Source organism: Pseudomonas sp. Sample_20, from assembly GCF_004307585.1.
Taxonomy (GTDB): domain Bacteria; phylum Pseudomonadota; class Gammaproteobacteria; order Pseudomonadales; family Pseudomonadaceae; genus Aquipseudomonas; species Aquipseudomonas atacamensis.
The window spans coordinates 66,851-82,011 of sequence record NZ_RCOA01000004.1; the positions used below are offsets into that span (position 1 = coordinate 66,851).

Genomic DNA, 15,161 nt, shown 5'->3' on the forward strand with positions numbered 1-15,161 from the left:
CAGGCCTGGGCGCCGGAGTAGTCGAATTCGCAGGCCTGGCCGATCACGATCGGGCCAGCGCCGAGAATCAGGATGCTTTTAATGTCTGTACGTTTTGGCATGGTTTGTCACTCAAATCCGCAGGTCAGTCGGCAAGCCGTCTTGATCGATTTCTGAAGTCCCGAAGGGGCCGCCGGAACCGGGGCCGCCCTCGAGGGCTTCTCTCTACAGTCTCAAGGCGAACGCTTAGCGTCGCTTGGCCATCTCGTTGATGAAGCGGTCGAACAGTGGCGCAACATCGTTCGGGCCCGGGCTCGCTTCAGGGTGACCCTGGAAGCTGAACGCGCTCTTGTCGGTGCGCTCGATGCCTTGCAGGGTGCCGTCGAACAGCGATTTGTGGATCGCGCGCACGTTGGCTGGCAGGGTGGCTTCGTCTACCGCAAAACCGTGGTTCTGGCTGGTAATCATCACCACGCCGGTGTCCAGATCCTGCACCGGGTGGTTGGCACCGTGGTGGCCGTGGCCCATTTTCAGAGTCTTGGCGCCGGAGGCCAGAGCCAGCAACTGGTGGCCGAGGCAGATGCCGAATACCGGCGTCTCGGTTTCCAGCACTTCCTTGATCGCCTGGATCGCGTAGTCGCATGGCTCCGGATCACCAGGGCCGTTGGACAGGAACACGCCATCCGGCTTCAGCGCCAGCACATCGGCGGCTGGAGTCTGCGCCGGCACCACGGTGACGCGGCAGCCGCGCTCGACCAGCATGCGCAGGATGTTGACCTTGACGCCGTAGTCGTAGGCGACCACGTGGTATGGCAGTTCGGAGGCTTCGATGGTCGCGTGGCTGTCGGTTTTCAGATCCCAGACAGTCGAGCGCCATTCGTATTGGGTCTTGGTGCTGACGACTTTCGCCAGGTCCATGCCCTTCAGGCCCGGGAAGCCTTGCGCAGCGGCGATGGCTGCTTCTTCGGAGATGTTGTCGCCGGCCATGATGCAGCCGTTCTGAGCGCCTTTTTCACGCAGGATGCGGGTCAGGCGACGGGTGTCGATACCGGCGATTGCCACCACGTTGTTGGCTTTCAGGTAATCGGACAGGGACATAGTGTTACGCCAGTTGCTCGCTACCAGCGGCAGGTCACGGATGACCAGGCCAGCGGACCAGACGCGGTCGGACTCGGCGTCTTCCGGCGTGGTGCCGGTGTTGCCGATGTGCGGATAAGTCAGGGTAACGATCTGTTGGGCGTAGGAAGGATCGGTAAGGATTTCCTGATAGCCGGTCATTGCGGTGTTGAACACCACCTCACCAACGGTTTGACCGTCGGCTCCAATGGCTTCGCCGCGAAAAATGCTGCCATCAGCAAGGGCGAGTATGGCTGGCTTAGTCAAGAAGACCTCCCGTAAATAACGCATGAAAGGGCAATCGCAGGTTGTAAAAAAGCGGAGTGACGTATGGACACGTCACCCCGCTTCTTCACTGAAATTATTCTGCGCGCTTTTAGTGGACACACTAAAGCTGTAGCTTACAGAAAAGGGCGTTTTTGGTCCACCGCTAAAGAGCCTTAAAGGCCGGAGAATGCGACAGGTCGTCGCCAAGCGGTAAAAACCGGCGCAAAACGGGACGTTTGCGCCGGGTTCAGCAACGACTCAACGCAGGTCGAGCACGTCTTGCATGTCGTACAGGCCCGGCTCGCGACCGTCCAGCCACAGCGCCGCACGCACCGCGCCCTTGGCGAAGGTCATGCGGCTCGATGCCTTGTGGGTGATCTCGACGCGCTCGCCATCGGCAGCGAACAGCACGGTGTGATCACCAACGATGTCGCCAGCACGCACGGTGGCGAAACCAATGGTTTCACGCTCCCGCGCACCGGTCTGGCCTTCACGACCGTAGACCGCGACCTTCTTCAGATCACGCCCCAGGGCATCGGCAATCACTTCACCCATGCGCACAGCCGTACCTGACGGAGCATCGACCTTGTGGCGGTGATGGGCTTCCATGATCTCGATATCGACATCGTCGCCCAGCACGCGCGCAGCGGTGTCGAGCAACTTCAGGCAGAGGTTGACGCCGACGCTGAAGTTGGCGGCGAAGACGATCGGAATGTCCTTGCCCGCCTCGGCCAGCAATTGCTTCTCTTCGACACTGAAACCGGTGGTGCCGATGATCATCGCTTTGCCGTGTTTGCGGCAGAACGCGAGATTTTTCAGGGTCACGGTCGGGTGAGTGAAGTCGATCAGCACATCGAACTCTTCGACCACACGATCCAGATCACCGGACAGCGGCACGCCGATACGGCCCAGCGCTGCCAGCTCACCGGCATCCGCGCCAACCAGCGTGCTGTCGGGACGATCGACCGCCGCCGTCAGACCGGCGCCCGGCGTCTGCTGCACCGCTTCAATCAGGGTCTTGCCCATGCGCCCGGCGGCGCCCATCACTGCAATACGTCGCATGCCGACTCCTTACAAATCGCCGAAGAAACGCTTCACACCGTCGAACCAACCGGTGGTTTTCGGCGAGTGGCTGTTGTCGTCGGCCAGGGAACTGCGGAATTCTTCCAGCAGTTCACGCTGACGACGGTTGAGGTTGACCGGCGTTTCCACAGCGACACGGCACATCAGGTCGCCGGCACCGCCGCCACGCACCGGCGCAACGCCTTTGCCGCGTACGCGGAATTGCTTGCCGGTCTGCGTGCCTTCAGGGATTTTCAGCTTGACGCGACCGTCGAGGGTCGGAATCTCCAACTCGCCGCCCAGTGCAGCGTCGACGAAGCTGATCGGCACTTCGCAGAACAGATGCTTGCCGTCACGCTGGAAGATGTCGTGTTCACGCACGTTGATCACAACGTACAGGTCGCCAGTCGGCCCGCCCTGGGTACCCGCCTCGCCTTCGCCGGACAGACGAATGCGGTCGCCAGTATCAACACCGGCAGGCACTTTGACCGACAGGGTTTTGTACTCTTCGACACGACCGTCGCCGTGGCAGGAGTCGCACGGATCGGAAATGATCTTGCCCTGGCCATGGCAGCGCGGGCAGGTCTGCTGCACCGAGAAGAAGCCCTGCTGCATGCGCACCTGACCGATGCCGCCGCAGGTCGGGCACGTCGTCGGCGACGAGCCTTTCTTGGCGCCGGAACCATCGCACGGCTTGCAGTTGACCAGTGTCGGAACGCGGATATTCACCGACGTGCCGCGCACCGCTTCTTCCAGATTCAGTTCCAGGGTGTAGCGCAGATCGCTGCCACGCTGGGCGCCGCCACGGGCACCGCCGCGACCGCCACCGAAGAAATCACTGAAGACATCGCCGAAGATGTCCGAGAAGTTCTGGCCACCGAAACCGGCACCGCCGCCGCCCATGCTCGGATCGACGCCGGCATGACCGTACTGATCGTATGCCGCGCGCTTGCTGGCGTCGGACAACACTTCATAGGCCTCGTTGGCCTCTTTGAATGCTTCTTCCGAAGCCTTGTCGCCGGGATTACGGTCGGGGTGGTGCTTCATGGCCAGACGGCGATAGGCCTTCTTCAGGTCCGCTTCGCTCGTGCCCCGCTCGACACCCAATACTTCGTAATAGTCACGCTTTGCCATAAGTTCTTTGCACTCTTAAGGACGTTCGGCAAACCCCTCCTGAGCCTCGCCAAACTCGTTGAGCCCCCATTAAGGCCCGGACCCAACTCACGTCAATTCAACGATCCTGGTCTTGATTGATGCGGTATCTGCGGCGCGAAAAGCAGGAGCATTCCCGGCCATACCGCCAGCATCCGAACGGTGTCGCATGCTGTAAAAATTCACGTATTCCAGATACGCCAACGCGGGAGGCAAGCTCCCGCGCGGCGACATCCTACCAGTCACCGCCGCAAGGCAGTCAACCGGGCGACCAACAACTTACTTGTGGTCTTTGACTTCTTCGAACTCGGCGTCGACAACGTCGTCAGCCTTCTCAGCCGATTCGCCTTGCGGGGCTGCGCCATCAGCTGGCTGAGCCTGTTCGGCGTACATCTTCTGAGCAACCGGAGCGGAGACTTTCGACAGCTCTTCAACCTTGGCTTCGATGGCTGCCTTGTCGTCGCCTTTGACGGCGGCTTCCAGCGCAACCACTGCAGCTTCGATTGCAGTCTTCTCTTCGGCGGTGACCTTGTCGCCTGCGTCAGCGACCATCTTGCGAGTCGAGTGCACCAGTGCATCACCCTGGTTACGGGCAGCGGCCAGTTCTTCGAACTTGCGGTCTTCCTCGGCATTCGCTTCGGCGTCACGCACCATGCGCTCGATTTCTTCGTCGGACAGACCGGAGTTGGCCTTGATCACGATCGACTGGGTCTTGCCGGTAGCCTTGTCTTTCGCGCCGACGTGCAGGATGCCGTTGGCGTCGATGTCGAAGGTCACTTCGATCTGCGGCACGCCACGTGGAGCTGGTGGAATGTCGGCCAGGTCGAACTTGCCCAGCGATTTGTTCTGGGCAGCTTGCTTGCGCTCGCCCTGCAGAACGTGAATGGTCACAGCACCCTGGTTGTCGTCGGCAGTCGAGAACACTTGCGATTTCTTGGTAGGAATCGTGGTGTTTTTCTCGATCAGCGCGGTCATCACGCCACCCATGGTTTCGATACCCAGGGTCAGCGGGCTGACGTCGAGCAGCAGCACGTCTTTCACGTCACCGGCCAGAACAGCGCCCTGAATCGCAGCACCCATGGCAACAGCTTCGTCCGGGTTGACGTCTTTACGCGCTTCTTTACCGAAGAAATCGGTAACCAGCTTCTGCACCAGCGGCATACGAGTCTGACCGCCGACCAGAATCACGTCGTTGATCGCGCTGACGTCGATACCGGCGTCTTTCATGGCAATGCGGCAAGGTTCGATAGTGCGCTGAACCAGGTCTTCAACCAGCGCTTCGAGCTTGGCACGCGAGATTTTCACGTTCAGGTGCTTAGGACCGGTCGCGTCTGCAGTGATGTACGGCAGGTTGACGTCGGTCGACTGAGCGGACGACAGCTCGATCTTGGCTTTCTCAGCAGCCTCTTTCAGACGCTGCATCGCCAGCGGGTCACCTTTGAGGTTCATGCCGCTTTCTTTCTTGAATTCGTCAACGAGGTAGTCGATCAGACGAATGTCGAAGTCTTCACCGCCGAGGAAAGTGTCACCGTTGGTCGCCAACACTTCGAACTGGTGCTCACCGTCAACTTCAGCGATTTCGATAACAGAAACGTCGAAAGTACCGCCACCCAGGTCATAAACGATCACGGTGTGATCGCCCTTGGCCTTGTCCATACCGTAAGCCAGAGCGGCTGCGGTTGGTTCGTTGATGATGCGTTTTACGTCCAGACCAGCGATGCGACCGGCGTCTTTGGTGGCTTGACGCTGACTGTCGTTGAAGTAGGCCGGAACGGTGATTACCGCTTCGGTCACTGCCTCGCCGAGGTAGTCTTCGGCGGTCTTCTTCATCTTCTTCAGAATTTCAGCCGAGATTTGTGGCGGCGCCATTTTCTGGCCGTTCACTTCTACCCAGGCGTCATTGTTGTCAGCCTTGACGATCTTGTAAGGGACCATCTGGATGTCTTTCTGCACAACTTCTTCGTCGAAACGACGACCGATCAGACGCTTTACTGCGTACAGGGTGTTGTGCGGGTTGGTGACAGCCTGACGCTTGGCCGACTGACCTACCAGAATTTCGCCATCGTTGGCGTAAGCGATGATCGACGGCGTGGTACGCGCGCCTTCAGCGTTTTCAATAACTTTGGCTTTGCCGTTTTCCAGCACGGAGACGCAGGAGTTGGTAGTCCCCAGGTCGATACCGATAATTTTGCCCATGTTCACTCTCCCGAAACTTTGGATTTTGTTGCCGCGGCAGTGGTGGCTGACTGCGGTAGCACTTAAACGCTTGACTTCTAAATGGGGGCCTTGCGGCTAATTTCAAGCCTGCTCGTCAATCGAAGGCGAAACCGGTGCCGCCGCCTTGCTGACCACGACCATCGCCGGGCGCAGCAGGCGACCATTGAGCTGGTAGCCCTTCTGGAAAACCTTCAACACGCTGTTCGGCTCGACGTCAGCACTTTCCTGCATGGCCATCGCCTGATGGTGAACGGCGTTGAACGGTTCGCCATGCGGATCGATCGCTTCAAGCTGGTAACGCTTGAGGGTGTCGTGGAACATTTTCAGGGTCAGCTCGATGCCTTCGCGCATCGGGCGGATGCTTTCGTCGTCCGGGCTCGACAGCTCGAGGCCGCGCTCCAGGCTGTCGACGATCGGCAGCAGGTCGCTGGCGAATTTTTCCAGGGCAAACTTGTGCGCCTTCTCGACGTCCTGCTCGGCACGGCGGCGAACGTTCTGCAGATCGGCAGCAACACGCAGAGACTGATCCTGCGCGGCGGCCAATTGCTCTTCGAGCACTTGCACACGGGTCGCCAGGTCGTCACCCGAACCTTCGGGCGCCTGATTGGCATCTGGGTTTTGCGTATCTACTGTCTGTTCGTCAGCCATAGAATTCTCCTTTCAATTTCGTCCGCGAGCCTGACTCGCGCTTCTGCCCCGATATATGGGGCCGCAAAATCAGGCTTCAAGGGCTGAAAACAATTGTCCCTACAAAAAAGTGCTGAATACTCATTCTTGAATGCGCTAAGAAAACTCTCTGATCAAGCAAATCGAGCTAAGGGCGGGCATTGTCAGGCCTGAACAAAACACTGTATAAATAACCAGACCTCAAGCCTGGGAGCTGCCTTTATGCTGGTGCACCTGTCCGTACATAACTACGCCATCGTTGAACATCTCGATCTCGAACTTGATCGCGGGATGAGCGTGATCACAGGGGAAACCGGCGCCGGCAAGTCGATCATGCTCGATGCCCTGGGCCTCACCCTGGGTGATCGCGCCGACAGCGGCGTGGTTCGCCCGGGCGCTGATAAAGCCGACATTCTTGCCACCTTCGATCTTGCTGATATCCCCGAAGCCAGCGCCTGGCTTGCCGAGCGCGATCTGGAAAACGACGGGCCGTGCATCCTGCGCCGGGTCATCACCTCGGAAGGTCGTTCTCGCGGCTATATCAACGGCACACCCTGCCCGCTTGGCGACCTCAAAGCCCTCGGCGAGCTGCTGATCGATATCCACAGCCAGCACGAACACCAATCACTACTGAAAACCGACACCCATCGCCGCCTGCTCGACGAATACGCCGGCGCGACCGATCTGGCGCGTCAGGTGCAACTGGCCGCACAGCGCTGGCGCCAGACTCGCCAGGAACTGGAGCGCCTTTCCAACTCCGGCGACGAACAACGCGCACGCCATCAACTGCTCAGCTATCAGCTCGAAGAACTGGAAAACCTCGGTCTCGGCGAAAACGAACTGGAGCAACTGGAGCAGGAACACAAGAACCTGACCAACGCCGAAACCCTGCTGGGCATTTGCCGTCAAGTGGTCGAGCAGTGCAGCGAAAGCGATTCCGGGAATGTGCTGAATGCGCTGACCGCCAGCCTCAATCGACTTTCCAGCGTGAACAGTTCGGTGGGTGCGCTGGGTGAAGCCAGCAGTCTGCTGACCAGCGCACAGATTCAGGTAGAAGAAGCAGTCGGCGAGCTCAATCGCTTCCTCGACAATTTCGATGCCGACCCGGCTCGCCTGCAATACCTCGAAGAGCGTCTCGACGCGATCTACACCTTGGCGCGCAAACACCGGATTCAACCGACCGAAGTCGGCGAAATGCAGCAGAAGCTGCTCGATGAAATCGAAACCCTCAACGCCAACGATGAATCCATCGAGCGCCTGGGTGAAGAATTGGCGTCCTACGCCCGCCACTATCAAGAGAAAGCGCGCGAGCTGAGCGACCTCCGTCATCAAGCGGCCGGCAGCCTCGCCAGTGCGGTAGAGCAGGAAATCCAGCGCCTGGGCATGCCTGGCGGCCGATTCACCATCGAACTGAAAGCCAACAGCAGCGACGAGTTGCTGCCGAATGGCCTGGAACAGGTCGAACTGCTGGTCAGCGCCAACCCCGGTCAACCGCTCAAGGCGCTGGCAAAAGTCGCCTCCGGTGGTGAGCTGTCGCGGATCAGTCTGGCGATTCAGGTCATTACCGCCCAGACCTCCCGCGTGCCGACGCTGGTGTTCGACGAAGTGGACGTAGGTATTGGCGGTCCGACTGCCGAGATTGTCGGCCAGTTACTGCGCCGTCTCGGTGATCGCGGCCAGGTCCTGACCGTGACGCACTTGCCGCAAGTGGCGGCGCAAGGGCATCAGCATCTGTTCGTGCACAAGGTTCGCGACGAGAAGGCGACTCACACCGCTGTCGCGAAGCTCACGAAGAACGAGCGCATCGAAGAAGTCGCGCGCATGCTCGGCGGTATCGATCTGACCAAGGAATCCCTGGCTCACGCGAAAAAAATGGTGGTGACCGCCAAGGCGTAACAAATAGCAGAAAGCACGAAGGCGACCCTTGGGTCGCCTTCGTTCGTTTCGCGAATGTGAAATTCGCGCGACATGCTTACTTTTTCTTGCGTACGTACAGCACCAGGTTGTGATCAACCATCTCGAAGCCATGCTTCTCGACGATCGATTTCTGAAGCTTTTCGATTTCTTCGTCGAAGAATTCGATCACTTCACCCGATTCCACGTTGACCATATGGTCGTGGTGGCCACCGTCAGCCAGTTCGAAGACCGCGTGGCCGCCGTCGAAGTTGTGGCGGACCACGAGGCCGGCCGCTTCGAACTGGGTCAGAACACGGTAAACCGTGGCCAGACCGACGTCCTCACCAGCTTCCATCAACGCCTTGTAGACGTCCTCGGCACTCATGTGGCGCTGCTCGGTAGAGTCGAGCATTTGCAGGATCTTGACCCGTGGCAGGGTCACTTTGAGGCCGGCTTTGCGTAGTTCGCTATTTTCAACCATGGTCAGCTTTCTCGCGATGCTGCTTCGCAGCTTCTCTTAATGCGGGTATGATCGGCGTTTACGTTGTCCCAGCCAAGATAGTGGAAGTCGCCCACCGATGCAAAACACCAAGCTCTTGCTAACCAGTTTCACCTTTGTGGGACTGCTCGCACTCGCCGGTTGTTCATTCCCCGGGGTTTACAAAATCGACATCCAGCAGGGCAATGTCGTCACGCAGGACATGATAGACCAGTTACGCCCGGGAATGACCCGGCCGCAAGTACGGTTTATCATGGGCAACCCTCTGCTTGCCGACACGTTCCATGCCGATCGCTGGGATTATCTGTACAGCCTGCAACCGGGTGGCGGTGAACGCCAGCAGGAACGAATCAGCGTTATCTTCAACTCAAACGACCAGCTTGTCAGCCTGTCCGGTGACTTCATGCCCGGCGTGAGCCGTGATGAAGCCATTCTTGGCAAGGACAGCGGTACGACCGTGACCGCGCCTGCTGAAAACGCCGACAAGCCAGAAGCTGAAAAACCAGCCAAACCAGGCTCCTTGCTCGATCAGATCCAGAAGGACGTCGATGGTGTGGAAACCGTACCGGTTCCGACACCAGAGCCGCTGGACACCTCGCCGCAGTAATAGGCGAGGCAAAAAAAACCCGGACATTCCGGGTTTTTTATCGCCTGCCGTTTGGCCTGCTCAAGAATTGCGTGCTTTGGCCTCAGCAGCCTTGGCCGCGCGCAAACGTCGAACTTCTTTGGGATCAGCCAGCAGCGGTCGATATATTTCGATCCGGTCACCTGCCTGAACAGAGCGAGAATCCGCGTCAGTCACGACCTTGCCAAAAATCCCCAGCGGACACTGCGCCAGATTCAGCTCAGGAAACTCGGCTGCGATGCCCGATGCGTGCACCGCCGCCCGAACGCTAACGCCTTCAGCCACACTGATCGCACGCAGAACCTGGCGATCAACCGCTGCATACACCACTTCTATCTCGATCACCGGCTTAACCATGCATCTGCTTGGCGCGCTGGCAGAAAGCATCCACCAATTGATTGGCCGCCTGATTGAACAACGGCCCCAGAGTTGCGCGCACCAGCGGCCCGGCATAATCGAACGACAGATCCAGACTGATCTTGCAGGCCTTTTCGTTCAGCGCCTTGAATACCCAGATGCCGTGCAACTGAGTGAACGGGCCTTCTTCAAGATTCATCTCGATCGACTGCCCCGGCACCAGCGTATTGCGCGTGACGAAATGCTGACTGAGGCCGCCCTTCGCTACGCCGACACTGGCGCGCATGTGTTCCGGGGAGCTTTCCAGCACTTCAGCCTCCGAGCACCACGGCAGAAACTCCGGGTACCGCGCGACGTCGTTGACCAGGTCGTAGAGAAACTGCGCCGGGTACGGCAGGAGCGCGGATCGTTGGATATGTGTCGTCATGTAAGCGTTACTTCCAGAGCTGAGCGGCAAAGACTACAAGAATGCCGATAGGCGCCACGTAGCGCATCAAGAACAGGGACAGAGCAAACAGAACCGGGTTACGGATGGACAATTCATCCCGCACCGCTTCACGCCCCATCACCCATCCCGCGAACAGCACGAAACACAAGCCACCGAGGGGCAACATGATCCGCGAGGTGAAGAAATCGATCACGCCGAAGAAGTCGAGACCGCTCTGCGCACCCCATTGATAGAGGCTGAACGCCCCGCCTTCGTTCACGAAAAACTTGGCTTCCTTCCAGATATTGAAAGAAAACACGGTGCCCAGACCAACAAACCAGCAGGTGAATGCCAGCCAGAAAGTTACCCAGATGCGGCTGATTTTAGTGCGTTCAACCAGGTAAGCCACCATTGGCTCAAGCAGCGAAATCGCCGAACTCCACGCTGCCACCGCGACCAGCACGAAGAACACCACGCCCATCAACTGGCCGAAAAATACATTACCAAAAGCAAATGGCAGGCTGACGAACATCAGCCCTGGGCCTTCGCTTGGGTTCAGGCCAGCAGCAAATACAATTGGAAACAACGCCAGACCAGCGACCAGCGACACGAAGGTATCTAGTAGCGCAACACCGACCACCGTGCCCGACAGCGAGGTGTTCTTCGGCATGTAGGCGCCGTAGATCATGATGGAGCCGACGCCGACGCTCAGCGAGAAGAACGCGTGCCCCATCGCTGGCAGCAGACCGTCGAGGACTTTTTCCGGGTGGAAGTCGAACATGAAATGCACGCCTTCCATGAAATGCCCAGTGGTCATGCTGTAACCCAGCAGCACCAGAATCATCACGAACAGCAGCGGCATCATGATTCGCAGGCTGCGCTCAAGCCCGGCGACCACGCCTTTGGCGATCACGAAGGCCGACAGCAGCATGAAAATCGTGTGCCAAAGTGTCAGTCGCCATGGATTGGAGATGACATTGCCGAAATAGGCGCCGACCTGATCGGCCGTCGCGCCCTGGAAATCGCCACGGCCCATGTCGACGATGTAATCCAGCGACCAGCCGCCGACGACACTGTAGAAAGACAGAATCAGCAGGGCCGTGATCATTCCGGCAAACGCGCCCCACGACCATTTCGCCGAGTGCCCGGCTTCCAGTGCCAGCACCTTCAGGGCATTCGCCGGACTTTGCCGGGCGCGCCGGCCGATCAGGGTTTCCGCGAGCATGACCGGGACACCGATGAGCGCGATGCACGCCAGGAACATCAGCACAAAGGCGCCGCCGCCGTAGACCCCGACCATGTAGGGGAACTTCCAGATACTACCCAGTCCCACGGCCGAACCGGTCGCGGCGAGTATGAATACCCAGCGGCTAGCCCAACTGCCGTGGACAGAAACCTTGTCTGTCGACATCGTTTATCACGCCCAAGCGTTAGAAAAAGAGGCCGCATTGTCCGGGATTCACTCAACCTGCTCAAGCACGCAGCAACACCGTAGCCGACAGCCGAACAACTCCATATAATGCCGCCCCTATGGCTAAACAGAAGAAACACCCAACAGGGACCATCGCGCAGAACAAAAAGGCGCGACACGATTACTTCATCGAGCACAAGTTCGAGGCTGGTCTGGTCCTGGCCGGCTGGGAAGTAAAAAGTCTGCGGGCGAGCAAGTTGCAGCTGGTCGACAGCTATGTGCTGCTCAAGGATGGCGAAGCATGGTTGCTCGGCAGCCACATCACGCCGTTGATGACCGCAAGCACTCACGTCATCGCCGACCCGGTGCGCACTCGCAAACTGCTGCTCAACCGCCGCGAGCTGGACAAGCTTGCCGCCGCCGTGCAGCAAAAAGGTTACGCCTGCGTCTGCCTGTCCTGGTACTGGAGCAAGCACATGGTCAAGTGCGAAATCGCTCTGGGCAAGGGCAAGAAGGAATACGACAAGCGCGACACCGAGCGCGAGCGCGATGCCGGGCGTGAATTACAGCGTGCGGTGCGCAACAAGGGCAAGGAAGATTAGTTTTCCACCCTGATCGTTCCCACGCTCTGCGTGGGAATGCATCCCGTGACGCCCCGCGTCACAACGCGGACGCAGAGCGTCCATTGCTGTATTCCCACGCAGAGCGTGGGAACGATCGTTTGCAGAACTAACTGACTACATCCCCTTGCGCCGCTCCGCCCGAGCCATGCGCTGCACCTCCTGACGCACCTCTTCCAGCACCTCCTGCACATACAAAATATGTCGGCTGGACACTTCCCGCGCCTGCTCGGCACGCCCTTCGATAATCGCCAGATACAATTCCCGGTGCTGCGAGATCAGCATGTCGCGGGTTTCCGTACGCTGCTTGTACATGCCGCCGATGTTGGTCACGACGTTGCGCTTGAGCAGATCGAACAGTCCGCGAATCGTATGCAGCAACACCGCGTTATGGCTGGCCTCTGCAATCGCCAGATGAAACTTCGCATCCGCCGCACCCTCTTCCGCCCGGCTGACCTCTTCATGGCGCGAGTAGCAATCCTGCAACTCCTCGAACGCAGCGGTCAGGCGCTCGCGATCAACATCGGTGGCGCGTAATGCGGCGTAGTAGGCGCACGATGCCTCCAGGGTGTGCCGGAATTCGAGCAAATCACGTTGCGCTTCGGGATTGCTTTCAAGCAATTGCAGCAGCGGATCGCTGAACGTCGATCCGAGCCCCTCCACCACATAATTGCCGCCGCCCTGGCGACTGACCAGCAAGCCTTTGGCCGCCAGTTTCTGAATCGCCTCGCGCAATGACGGGCGTGATACGCCAAATTGTTCGGCCAGCGTGCGCTCGGCCGGCAACCGCTCGCCCGACTTCAGCGTGCCCTCAAGGATCATCCCTTCGAGGCGCTCGACAATATCGTCAGACAAACGGCGCTGACGTATCTGATCAAAGCCCATAACTCATTTCTCCACGATCCCGACCGCTCGCCGGGGTGTCTATTCTGGCCTATCCGCGCGCCGCCGACACCTGCCAGACACCACTTCGCCAAAGCGGATCAGTTGCGCTCTGCACCGCATCTTCGACGAAAGTTTCAGAGCGGCAAATTGACACACCGCCACTAAGGCTTTTACCCTAGCCGACAGCGCTTGTAAATTGGTCTTACCAATTATCCAAGATTGCTCACAGTGCCTGACCAACAACAATTAGGGGCCACCCCACCATGCAAACCTGGCAACAGCTCTACAGCCCGCTCGGCAGTCTTGGCGTCTCCGCTCTCGCGGCCGTCATTCCCATCGTGTTCTTCTTTCTCGCTTTGGCGGTGTTCCGCCTCAAAGGCCATGTGGCCGGCAGCATCACACTCGCGCTTTCGATTGCCGTGGCGATTTTCGCCTTCCAGATGCCAGTGGACATGGCGTTTGCCGCCGCCGGTTATGGCTTCGCTTACGGTCTGTGGCCGATTGCCTGGATCATTGTCGCGGCGGTGTTCCTCTACAAACTGACGGTGAAAAGCGGTCAGTTCGAGGTCATCCGCAGCTCGGTCCTGTCGATCACCGATGACCAGCGCTTGCAGGTGTTGCTGATCGGTTTCTGCTTCGGCGCATTTCTGGAAGGTGCCGCCGGTTTCGGCGCGCCGGTAGCTATTACTGCCGCACTCCTTGTAGGACTGGGCTTCAACCCGCTGTACGCCGCCGGCTTGTGCCTGATTGCCAACACTGCGCCGGTAGCGTTCGGCGCGCTGGGGATTCCGATCATCGTGGCGGGCCAGGTCACTGGCATCGACGCCTTCAAGATCGGCGCCATGACCGGTCGCCAGCTGCCACTGCTGTCGCTGTTCGTGCCGTTCTGGCTGGTGTTCATGATGGACGGCCTGCGCGGTGTGCGCGAAACCTGGCCGGCCGCGCTGGTGGCAGGTCTGAGTTTCGCCATCACCCAGTACTTCACCTCCAATTTCATCGGCCCGGAACTGCCGGACATCACCTCGGCACTGGCCAGCCTGATTTCCCTGACCCTGTTCCTCAAGGTCTGGCAACCACGTCGCGCCGCCGGCCAGCACATCGTTGGCGCTGTATCCGCTTCAGTTGTCAGCGCCAGCGTAGGCGGTTTCGGCCAGAAGCGCACCACCGTGGCTTCGCCCTACAGCCTCGGGGAAATTTTCAAGGCGTGGTCGCCGTTCCTGATCCTCACTGTGCTGGTGACGATCTGGACGCTGAAGCCTTTCAAAGCCATGTTCGCTGCCGGCGGCTCGATGTACAGCTGGGTGTTCAACTTCGCGATTCCGCACCTTGATCAACTGGTGATCAAGACTGCGCCAATCGTGGCCAATCCGACTGCCATTCCAGCGGTGTTCAAACTTGACCCGATTTCCGCCACCGGCACGGCGATTTTCTTCTCCGCGTTGATTTCTATGCTGGTGCTGAAGATCAATTTCAAAACTGGTCTGACCACTTTGAAAGAGACCTTCTACGAACTGCGCTGGCCAATCCTGTCGATCGGCATGGTGCTGGCGTTCGCCTTCGTCACCAACTACTCCGGCATGTCGTCGACCATGGCCCTGGTGCTGGCGGGTACTGGCGCCGCGTTCCCGTTCTTCTCGCCGTTCCTCGGTTGGCTGGGCGTGTTCCTCACCGGCTCGGATACTTCGTCGAACGCGCTGTTCAGTTCGTTGCAAGCGACCACCGCCCACCAGATCGGCGTCAACGACACCTTGCTGGTGGCGGCCAATACCAGCGGCGGCGTGACCGGCAAGATGATCTCGCCGCAATCGATCGCCGTGGCCTGCGCCGCGACCGGTCTGGTCGGCAAGGAATCGGATCTGTTCCGCTTCACCCTCAAGCACAGCCTATTCTTTGCAACGATTGTAGGTTTGATCACCCTGGCTCAGGCCTACTGGTTCACCGGCATGCTGGTGCACTAAACCTACAAGAAAGACGGAAATAAC

The 15,161-nt window shown here is 59.0% G+C and carries 14 protein-coding genes; 4 read left to right on the forward strand and 10 right to left on the reverse strand.

Annotated elements, in window-relative coordinates:
* Window positions 1-225: 225 nt before the first annotated feature.
* From carA to grpE, 5 genes are all read right to left on the reverse strand, one after another.
* Window positions 226-1,362, reverse strand: a complete 1,137-nt coding sequence (gene carA / locus D8U70_RS00960) for a glutamine-hydrolyzing carbamoyl-phosphate synthase small subunit (RefSeq protein WP_016771765.1) — start codon at window positions 1,360-1,362, stop codon at window positions 226-228.
* 258 nt (window positions 1,363-1,620) lie between these two features.
* Window positions 1,621-2,424: a 4-hydroxy-tetrahydrodipicolinate reductase gene (gene dapB, locus D8U70_RS00965; protein WP_016771766.1), complete on the reverse strand. Its 804-nt coding sequence runs from the start codon at window positions 2,422-2,424 to the stop codon at window positions 1,621-1,623.
* A gap of 9 nt (window positions 2,425-2,433) precedes the next feature.
* Window positions 2,434-3,558 carry a molecular chaperone DnaJ gene (dnaJ, locus tag D8U70_RS00970; protein WP_016771767.1) on the reverse strand — a complete coding sequence of 375 codons (1,125 nt, stop codon included), beginning with the start codon at window positions 3,556-3,558 and terminating at the stop codon, window positions 2,434-2,436.
* 297 nt (window positions 3,559-3,855) lie between these two features.
* Window positions 3,856-5,772 (reverse strand): molecular chaperone DnaK, encoded by a 1,917-nt coding sequence (gene dnaK, locus D8U70_RS00975; RefSeq protein WP_024011565.1) that lies wholly within the window; start codon window positions 5,770-5,772, stop codon window positions 3,856-3,858.
* Between the two features lie 102 nt (window positions 5,773-5,874).
* Window positions 5,875-6,441, reverse strand: coding sequence for a nucleotide exchange factor GrpE (gene grpE / locus D8U70_RS00980; protein WP_130928115.1), 567 nt, complete (start codon window positions 6,439-6,441; stop codon window positions 5,875-5,877).
* Between the two features lie 240 nt (window positions 6,442-6,681).
* Between grpE and recN the strand changes: the two genes are divergently transcribed.
* The gene (recN, locus tag D8U70_RS00985; protein ID WP_016771769.1) at window positions 6,682-8,355 is read left to right on the forward strand and encodes a DNA repair protein RecN; all 1,674 of its coding nucleotides are present in this window, start codon (window positions 6,682-6,684) and stop codon (window positions 8,353-8,355) included.
* Between the two features lie 76 nt (window positions 8,356-8,431).
* On the opposite strand, the gene fur is transcribed toward recN, so the two are convergent.
* Complete coding sequence (gene fur, locus D8U70_RS00990) at window positions 8,432-8,836, reverse strand: ferric iron uptake transcriptional regulator (protein WP_016771770.1); 405 nt, start codon at window positions 8,834-8,836, stop codon at window positions 8,432-8,434.
* A 97-nt stretch (window positions 8,837-8,933) separates the two neighbouring features.
* On the opposite strand from fur, the gene D8U70_RS00995 reads away from it, so the two are divergent.
* Window positions 8,934-9,461 carry an outer membrane protein assembly factor BamE gene (locus tag D8U70_RS00995; protein ID WP_016771771.1) on the forward strand — a complete coding sequence of 176 codons (528 nt, stop codon included), beginning with the start codon at window positions 8,934-8,936 and terminating at the stop codon, window positions 9,459-9,461.
* A gap of 60 nt (window positions 9,462-9,521) precedes the next feature.
* Here D8U70_RS00995 and D8U70_RS01000 read toward each other — a convergent pair whose 3' ends face one another.
* Genes D8U70_RS01000 through D8U70_RS01010 form a run of 3 tightly spaced genes read right to left on the reverse strand, consistent with a single transcriptional unit; the run spans window position 9,522 to window position 11,674 of the window.
* Complete coding sequence (locus D8U70_RS01000; protein ID WP_130928116.1) at window positions 9,522-9,836, reverse strand: RnfH family protein; 315 nt, start codon at window positions 9,834-9,836, stop codon at window positions 9,522-9,524.
* Window positions 9,829-10,263: a type II toxin-antitoxin system RatA family toxin gene (locus D8U70_RS01005; RefSeq protein ID WP_016771773.1), complete on the reverse strand. Its 435-nt coding sequence runs from the start codon at window positions 10,261-10,263 to the stop codon at window positions 9,829-9,831. Before D8U70_RS01005 ends, D8U70_RS01000 begins: the two co-directional genes overlap by 8 nt.
* A 7-nt stretch (window positions 10,264-10,270) precedes the next feature.
* Window positions 10,271-11,674, reverse strand: a complete 1,404-nt coding sequence (locus D8U70_RS01010; protein WP_016771774.1) for a sodium-dependent transporter — start codon at window positions 11,672-11,674, stop codon at window positions 10,271-10,273.
* Between the two features lie 119 nt (window positions 11,675-11,793).
* Here D8U70_RS01010 and smpB point away from each other — a divergent pair, with 119 nt between their 5' ends.
* Complete coding sequence (smpB, locus tag D8U70_RS01015; RefSeq protein ID WP_007953781.1) at window positions 11,794-12,276, forward strand: SsrA-binding protein SmpB; 483 nt, start codon at window positions 11,794-11,796, stop codon at window positions 12,274-12,276.
* Window positions 12,277-12,411: 135 nt separating this feature from the next.
* Here smpB and D8U70_RS01020 read toward each other — a convergent pair whose 3' ends face one another.
* The gene (locus tag D8U70_RS01020; protein WP_016771775.1) at window positions 12,412-13,179 is read right to left on the reverse strand and encodes an FCD domain-containing protein; all 768 of its coding nucleotides are present in this window, start codon (window positions 13,177-13,179) and stop codon (window positions 12,412-12,414) included.
* A 263-nt stretch (window positions 13,180-13,442) separates the two neighbouring features.
* Between D8U70_RS01020 and D8U70_RS01025 the strand changes: the two genes are divergently transcribed.
* Window positions 13,443-15,137 (forward strand): lactate permease LctP family transporter, encoded by a 1,695-nt coding sequence (locus D8U70_RS01025; protein WP_016771776.1) that lies wholly within the window; start codon window positions 13,443-13,445, stop codon window positions 15,135-15,137.
* The last annotated feature ends 24 nt before the right edge of the window (window positions 15,138-15,161 follow it).

Excerpts from the sequence above, each read along its gene's own strand:
- D8U70_RS01005 (WP_016771773.1), bottom strand. The coding sequence starts at position 10,263 with ATGACGACACATATCCAACGATCCGCGCTCCTGCCGTACCCGGCGCAG.
- D8U70_RS01010 (WP_016771774.1), bottom strand. The coding sequence starts at position 11,674 with ATGTCGACAGACAAGGTTTCTGTCCACGGCAGTTGGGCTAGCCGCTGG.
- D8U70_RS00995 (WP_016771771.1), top strand. The coding sequence starts at position 8,934 with ATGCAAAACACCAAGCTCTTGCTAACCAGTTTCACCTTTGTGGGACTG.
- fur (WP_016771770.1), bottom strand. The coding sequence starts at position 8,836 with ATGGTTGAAAATAGCGAACTACGCAAAGCCGGCCTCAAAGTGACCCTG.
- smpB (WP_007953781.1), top strand. The coding sequence starts at position 11,794 with ATGGCTAAACAGAAGAAACACCCAACAGGGACCATCGCGCAGAACAAA.
- dnaJ (WP_016771767.1), bottom strand. The coding sequence starts at position 3,558 with ATGGCAAAGCGTGACTATTACGAAGTATTGGGTGTCGAGCGGGGCACG.
- D8U70_RS01025 (WP_016771776.1), top strand. The coding sequence starts at position 13,443 with ATGCAAACCTGGCAACAGCTCTACAGCCCGCTCGGCAGTCTTGGCGTC.
- dnaK (WP_024011565.1), bottom strand. The coding sequence starts at position 5,772 with ATGGGCAAAATTATCGGTATCGACCTGGGGACTACCAACTCCTGCGTC.
- D8U70_RS01000 (WP_130928116.1), bottom strand. The coding sequence starts at position 9,836 with ATGGTTAAGCCGGTGATCGAGATAGAAGTGGTGTATGCAGCGGTTGAT.
- grpE (WP_130928115.1), bottom strand. The coding sequence starts at position 6,441 with ATGGCTGACGAACAGACAGTAGATACGCAAAACCCAGATGCCAATCAG.
- D8U70_RS01020 (WP_016771775.1), bottom strand. The coding sequence starts at position 13,179 with ATGGGCTTTGATCAGATACGTCAGCGCCGTTTGTCTGACGATATTGTC.
- dapB (WP_016771766.1), bottom strand. The coding sequence starts at position 2,424 with ATGCGACGTATTGCAGTGATGGGCGCCGCCGGGCGCATGGGCAAGACC.
- recN (WP_016771769.1), top strand. The coding sequence starts at position 6,682 with ATGCTGGTGCACCTGTCCGTACATAACTACGCCATCGTTGAACATCTC.